The 5,704-nt window shown below is 70.5% G+C and carries 7 protein-coding genes and 1 pseudogene; 7 read left to right on the forward strand and 1 reads right to left on the reverse strand.

Going from position 1 to position 5,704, the window contains the following annotated elements:
• The first annotated feature begins 124 nt into the window (after positions 1-124).
• Entirely contained in the window at positions 125-868 is a 744-nt protein-coding gene (locus ABTZ94_RS35910) for a YoaK family protein (RefSeq protein ID WP_351207399.1), read from the forward strand.
• On the opposite strand, the gene ABTZ94_RS35915 is transcribed toward ABTZ94_RS35910, so the two are convergent.
• Entirely contained in the window at positions 858-1,721 is an 864-nt protein-coding gene (locus ABTZ94_RS35915) for a helix-turn-helix domain-containing protein (RefSeq protein ID WP_351207389.1), read from the reverse strand. The genes ABTZ94_RS35910 and ABTZ94_RS35915 overlap by 11 nt on opposite strands.
• Before the next feature lie 63 nt (positions 1,722-1,784).
• On the opposite strand from ABTZ94_RS35915, the gene ABTZ94_RS35920 reads away from it, so the two are divergent.
• From ABTZ94_RS35920 to ABTZ94_RS35945, 6 genes and pseudogenes are all read left to right on the forward strand, one after another.
• Positions 1,785-2,090, forward strand: coding sequence for a 4a-hydroxytetrahydrobiopterin dehydratase (locus tag ABTZ94_RS35920; protein WP_351207391.1), 306 nt, complete (start codon positions 1,785-1,787; stop codon positions 2,088-2,090).
• Between the two features lie 253 nt (positions 2,091-2,343).
• A pseudogene (locus ABTZ94_RS35925) lies at positions 2,344-2,832 on the forward strand (SAM-dependent methyltransferase); the annotation flags it as partial.
• 82 nt (positions 2,833-2,914) lie between these two features.
• Entirely contained in the window at positions 2,915-3,340 is a 426-nt protein-coding gene (locus ABTZ94_RS35930) for a PucR family transcriptional regulator ligand-binding domain-containing protein (protein WP_351207393.1), read from the forward strand.
• The gene (locus tag ABTZ94_RS35935; RefSeq protein WP_351207395.1) at positions 3,337-4,494 is read left to right on the forward strand and encodes a CaiB/BaiF CoA transferase family protein; all 1,158 of its coding nucleotides are present in this window, start codon (positions 3,337-3,339) and stop codon (positions 4,492-4,494) included. Before ABTZ94_RS35930 ends, ABTZ94_RS35935 begins: the two co-directional genes overlap by 4 nt.
• Before the next feature lie 83 nt (positions 4,495-4,577).
• Complete coding sequence (locus tag ABTZ94_RS38095) at positions 4,578-5,060, forward strand: acyl-CoA dehydrogenase family protein (RefSeq protein WP_502967366.1); 483 nt, start codon at positions 4,578-4,580, stop codon at positions 5,058-5,060.
• A gap of 234 nt (positions 5,061-5,294) precedes the next feature.
• Positions 5,295-5,704, forward strand: a 410-nt coding sequence (locus ABTZ94_RS35945) for a hypothetical protein (RefSeq protein WP_351207397.1), incomplete at its 3' end; no start/stop codon positions are given.

Below are 5,704 nucleotides of genomic sequence, written 5' to 3' on the forward strand. Positions count from 1 at the left end.
TCGGGAACGAAGTTTCCTTCCGGGGGCGGGGGCGGGGGCGATGTGCGGCGGTCGTGGTGTTCCCTGCGCCCGGGGCGGCACAATTCCCGACCACCCACCCCGTGATCGGAGCGTGCCCGTGTCCGTGCCTGTCGCACTGCGTGAGGCATGGTCCACCGTCGTACCGGACATGAACGACCGGCATGGACCGCTGCCACCCCTGATGCTCGCCCTGACCGTCGTCACCGGACTGGTCGACGCCGTCAGCTATCTGGAACTCGGCCGGGTCTTCGTCGCGAACATGACCGGCAATGTGGTCTTCTCCGGCTTCGCGATCGCCGGAGCTCCCGGATTCTCGTTCGTCGCCTCGCTCGTCGCACTCGCCGCGTTCGCGGTGGGGGCGCTGCTCGGCGGCCTGATCGTGCACCGTGCCCTGACGCATCGCGGCCGGATGCTGTTGTACGCGCTCCTGGTCGAGACCGCCTGTGTCCTGGCCGCGCTGATCGTCACTCTCGCCGCCGGCCATCCGTTCGTGGGTGGGGTCCGCTTCGCGCTCATCTCACTGCTCGGCCTCGGCCTCGGCGCGCAGAACGCCGTCTCCCGGGCGCTGGCGGTCCCCGACCTCACCACCACCGTGCTGACGCTGACCATCACCGGCATCCTCTCCGACAGCCGCTTCGCCGGCGGAGGCGGCAGCAAGGCCGGACGACGGGTGCTCTCCGCCGCAGCGATGATGACCGGCGCGCTCGTCGGGGCCATGGCCGTGCTGCACGGACACCCGAGACTTCCCCTGCTGCTGGCCCTGGCCGTCCTGGCCGTCGCGAGCACCGCTGCGACCGTCCTGGCGCGCGCCGATGCCCCCTGGGTCCGCCCGATCGTCAGGAAGTGAGGGACCGCAGATGGTCGGCGGTCGCCCGGTCGGCGGGCAGGAACGTCTCGATGGCCAGCTCGGCCACCGTCACATCCATCGGGGTGTTGAACGTCGCGATGGAGGCGACGAACGAGAGCACCTGCCCGCCGTGCTCGATACGCAAGGGCAGCGCGAAAGGCAGGGGCGACGCGGGGCCGGCTCCCGCGTTCTCCCCGACAGAGCTTCCGGCGCCCCCAGCGCTCCCGCCGGTCTCGGCATCCTCTGCCCCGTCATTACCTTCCGGTGCCGGATAGCCCGCGACCTCCTCGTACAGCTCACGCAGCTCCGCAGACCGGGCCAGGGCGATCTGACGCTCCATCTGTGCCAGCAGATCGGCCCGCCAATCCCGAAGATTACGGATGCGCGGAGCCAGGCCCTCCGGGTGGAGAGTGAGCCGCATGGCGTTCAGCGGCGGGGCCAGCAGATGCCCGGCCACGCCCTCCAGCAGCATCTGGATACCCCGATTGGCCGCCACCACGTTGTACAAACCGTCGACGACAAGCGCCGGGTAGGGGTCGTACCCCTGGAGCAGCCGCTCCATCCCCTCGCGCAGAGCACCGAGCGCCGGGTCATCGAGCGCGGTCTGCGCGTAGCGGGGCGCGTAACCGGCCACCACCAGCAGGGCGTTGCGTTCCCTCACCGGGATGTCGAGATGTTCGGCCAGCCGCAGGATCATGTCCTCGCTGGGGCGGGAGCGGCCCGTCTCGATGAAGGAAATGTGCCGGGCCGACGAATCCGCGCGGAGCGCCAGCTCCAGCTGGCTGATCCGACGCTGCTCCCGCCAGCTGCGCAGCAGCGGCCCTACCCCCGTGTCAAGCGCGACAGTTGTCATACCAAGACCGTAACGTCACCGGCACCGCCGACCGGCACCGATCGCTCGTGAGGGAGTCGCAGCATGCCCGCCGCACCACTGTCGCAGAAGGAGATCGAGGACCGTCTGGGCGACCTGCCAGGCTGGTCACTGGAGGAGGACCGGATCACCTGCACCTACCGGCTCCACACGCACTTCGCCGCAGTCGGGCTGACCGTGCATGTCGCCCAGATCCAGGACGAACTGAACCACCACTCCGATCTGACGCTCGGATACAACACCGTCACCCTGTCCGTGAACACCCACGACGCGGGCGGGGTGGTCACCGAGAATGATCTGAACCTGGCCGCGCGGGTGGTGGCGATCGCCGCCGGGCACGGCGTGAGGTAGCCGGATGGGCGGGCACGCCGCTGAACACAGGGCCGGGAGGCCGGCTCGGGCCGGCAGGCGGGCGACGTGCAGTCGCGCTGCGGCGCACGTCGCCCCTGCGCGATGACATGTCACATCGCGACGCCGAAACGGGGACGCGCGCTCGGCGTGTTCGGCACGGACGCCTCGTACGGCATGGCTCAGGTCGCTCGGCAGCGGATCGCCGCGTCGACGCGCGCCGGCTGCCACTGGCGGACGTGGCGGTGGACGCGGTCACATGGGTGACCAGCGCGCGGTCCTCGCCGGGTTCGCCGAACTGCTGCGCCCCGGTGGGACCGTCGCCCTGGTCGAGGGCGGTCTGCCGCCCCGCCGGCTCCCGCGTGACATCGGCATGGGGCGGCCGGGGCTGGAGGCCAGGCTCGACGCGATCAACGCGGACTGGTTCGAGGACATGCGGGCGTCACTGCCCGGCACCAAGCGGGAGACCGAGGACTGGAGCGCTATGTTCAGCGCGGTGGGTCTGGACCCGCAGGGCACCCGCAGCTTCCTGCTCGACCTTCCGGCACCGCTCTCCGAGCCGGCCCGTGACCACGCCATCGCCGAGTTCGCCCGTCGGCGCGAGATATTCGAAGAGTCCCTGACGGCCGAGGACATTTCCGTACTGGACCGGTTGCTCGACCCCGAGGACCCGGCCGGACTGCGCCGCCGCCTCGATGTCTTCCTGCTCACGGTCCGTACGGTGCACCTGGCCCGACGCGGATGACCTGTGCTGACCTGCTAGGTTCCCGGGACACAGCGGACCGGGCAGGCCGGTGCGCGGGGACCGGGGAGCGGGAGACGAACGCATGGGCGTATTCCTGAGTTGGCTGGCCCGCCGCCACGGGCTCGGACTGACCGTGCTCGCGGGCCGCAGTGCACTCGACCGCAAAGCGGTGTGTGCGCACAACATCGAACTGGCCGACCCCACTCCCTGGCCCAGCGGCGGCGAGTTGCTGCTGACCACGGGCCTGAGGCTGCCCGGGACACCCGGGCAACGTGCCTGCGTGGCACGGCTGACCGGTGTCGGGGTGGCCGCCGTAGCGTTGGGCACCGGCCCGTCCCATGCGCAGGTCCCGGCCGCCGCTGAGACTGCCGGGGCCGATCCCCATGTGCCCTTCGGCGGATCACGGCACAGCGGCTTCGGCCCGCGCGAACAGGGCAGCGCCGCACGGGACTTCTTCACCACCACGACCACGGTGTACGTACGAGGCTCCCGGACGGTGACCCTATGAACGCCTCCGTTCCCGGCCCCCTGTCCGGTGTCGTGGTCGCCGACTTCGGGCGGGTGCTGGCCGCCCCGTACGCCACGATGCTCCTCGCGGACCTGGGCGCCGATGTCATCAAGGTGGAACGTCCGGGCTCCGGCGACGACACCCGGGCCTGGGGCCCGCCGCGTGCCCATGACGAGTCCACCTACTTCCTGTCCGTGAACCGCAACAAGCGGTCCTTCGCCATCGATCTCGGCACGGAGGAAGGACGCCGCGACGCCCATGAACTGGTGCGCCGCGCCGATGTGCTCTTCGAGAACTTCCGCCCCGGCACGATGGACAAGTACGGGCTCTCCTACGAGGAGGCCCACACGCTCAACCCCGGCATCGTCTACTGCTCGGTAACCGGTTTCGGAGCCGGGGAGGGCGCCGCGCTTCCCGGCTACGACCTGCTGCTGCAGGCGGTCGGCGGGCTGATGAGCGTCACCGGGGCCGCACCTGACCGGCCCGTCAAGACGGGCGTGGCACTGGTCGACGTACTGACCGGCCTGCATGCGGCCGTGGGGGTCCTGGCGGCGCTGCGTCACCGCGATGCGACCGGCGAAGGCCAGCACGTCGAGGTCAGTCTGCTCTCCTCACTGCTGTCGAGCATGGTCAACCAGGCGGGCGGGTACACCCTGGCCGGCGAGGTACCGGGCATCCTCGGCAACCGTCACCCGTCCATAGCCCCGTACGAGGTGTACCGGGCTGCGGACGGGCCGCTGGTCGTCGCCGTCGGCAACGACCGGCAGTTCCTCGCCCTGTGCCGCGGCCTGGGCGCAGAGGACCTCGCCGCCGACCCCAGGTTCACCTCGAACGCGGACCGGGTCGCGCACGTCGATGCGCTGGCCGAGGAGATCTCCGCGCGGCTCGCCCTGCGTACCGCCGCCGAGTGGTTCGACCTGCTCACCCCGCTCGGCGTGCCCTGCGGTCCGGTCAACGACCTCGCAGGCGCCTTCGACCTCGCCGAACGCCTGGGCCTGTCCCCGCGGGTCACACCGGCCGACGCGGACCCCGACGACCCCATGCGCCTGGTGGCCAACCCCATCGGGCTGTCCCGTACCCCGCCACGTTACGAGCGGCGCCCGCCGCGGCTCGGCGAGCACACCGAGGACCTCAGGCGCTGGCTGGACAGCTGACCACCCGGCCGGCCCGCCTCCGTACACCGCACTCATTTCGATCCACACCAGCAGCCCGGGGACCGCGCGGACCGCTGTCCTGCCTGAACGAGGCCAGGTTCGGGATCCTGTTCGGCGCGGTCCGCGCCGGGCGCGACTGCCTGCAGGCGGCGCTCGACTACGCCGATTCGCGCATCCGGTTCGGCAAGCCGATCAGCGCCTTCCAGCTCACCCAGCGCAAGTCGGCCGACATGGCGCTGTCGCTCGGCAACACCGCACTGCTCGCGCTGCGTCTGGGACGCCTCAAGCCTCCTGGCCCGGGGCGTCCCGCTGCTCGCGCACGCCGCGGGCCGGGCACTGTGCTCCGGACAGAGGGGAGTATCGGATACGGCCGGCGGCGCCGTGGAACGAGCGCTCACCTGCGGCCAACGGGCACCCGGCAACCCGGGCAGCGTTCTTCGAGGTGCTCTATCGACGCGTCACTGCAGGTCAGGACGGGCAGGACCGCGGATGACGGGCATTCAGGACGGTGGTGTACGGCTCCTTCCCGGGCCGTGTCAACAAAGACACGCCGCCGCAAGGGGTGACCGGGCATCAGTAAGTCGCCTGGACAGGCTAATGGCGCATCAATTCGCCCATAAATAAGGGTGATTGGCAGCTTGTCGGATTATCTGGAAATGGCATTCGGGTGTCTCGTGTACCCCGATCGGCGCCCCGGCGCCGACCCTTCAACGTGTCCGATATGACAGCTATCGGGACCGTAAGTACGTTCAATCACGGGTCGGCTACTCGGTCGACCTCTCTGAGACAGGAGAAGTGACATGGTTACGCGTTCAACCGTCGTTACAGCCGCTCTCGCGGCCGCCGCGGCACTGGCCGCCACCGGCATCACCTACGCCTCGGCCGCCTCCTCCGAGCCGGCCCAGGCTGCCCCGGTCGTCCAGCAGGCCGCCGCCCCCGCATCGGCTCTCAATGGCGGCGACGCCGGCAAGGGCGGCGAGGGCAAGGGCAACGAGGGCGGGGGCTACGAGAAGGGTGGCGAGCGAGGCGGCGAGCGGGGCGGGGAGCGGGGCCGCGAGCGGCGCCACTTCGAGGGCCGCATCCACATCAACGAGCGCACCTACACCGCGGAAGCGGGCGGCTGCGTCACGGTGGTCAGCGGTCTCGGTTCCAAGAGCCTCAACATCCGCAACGACAGCCGCCGGACCGTCGAGGTCTTCCGTGGGGCGAC

The organism is Streptomyces sp. NPDC002785, from assembly GCF_040295565.1.
Classification (GTDB): domain Bacteria; phylum Actinomycetota; class Actinomycetes; order Streptomycetales; family Streptomycetaceae; genus Streptomyces.

Excerpts from the sequence above, each read along its gene's own strand:
- ABTZ94_RS35920 (WP_351207391.1), top strand. The coding sequence starts at position 1,785 with ATGCCCGCCGCACCACTGTCGCAGAAGGAGATCGAGGACCGTCTGGGC.
- ABTZ94_RS35915 (WP_351207389.1), bottom strand. The coding sequence starts at position 1,721 with ATGACAACTGTCGCGCTTGACACGGGGGTAGGGCCGCTGCTGCGCAGC.
- ABTZ94_RS35935 (WP_351207395.1), top strand. The coding sequence starts at position 3,337 with ATGAACGCCTCCGTTCCCGGCCCCCTGTCCGGTGTCGTGGTCGCCGAC.
- ABTZ94_RS35930 (WP_351207393.1), top strand. The coding sequence starts at position 2,915 with ATGGGCGTATTCCTGAGTTGGCTGGCCCGCCGCCACGGGCTCGGACTG.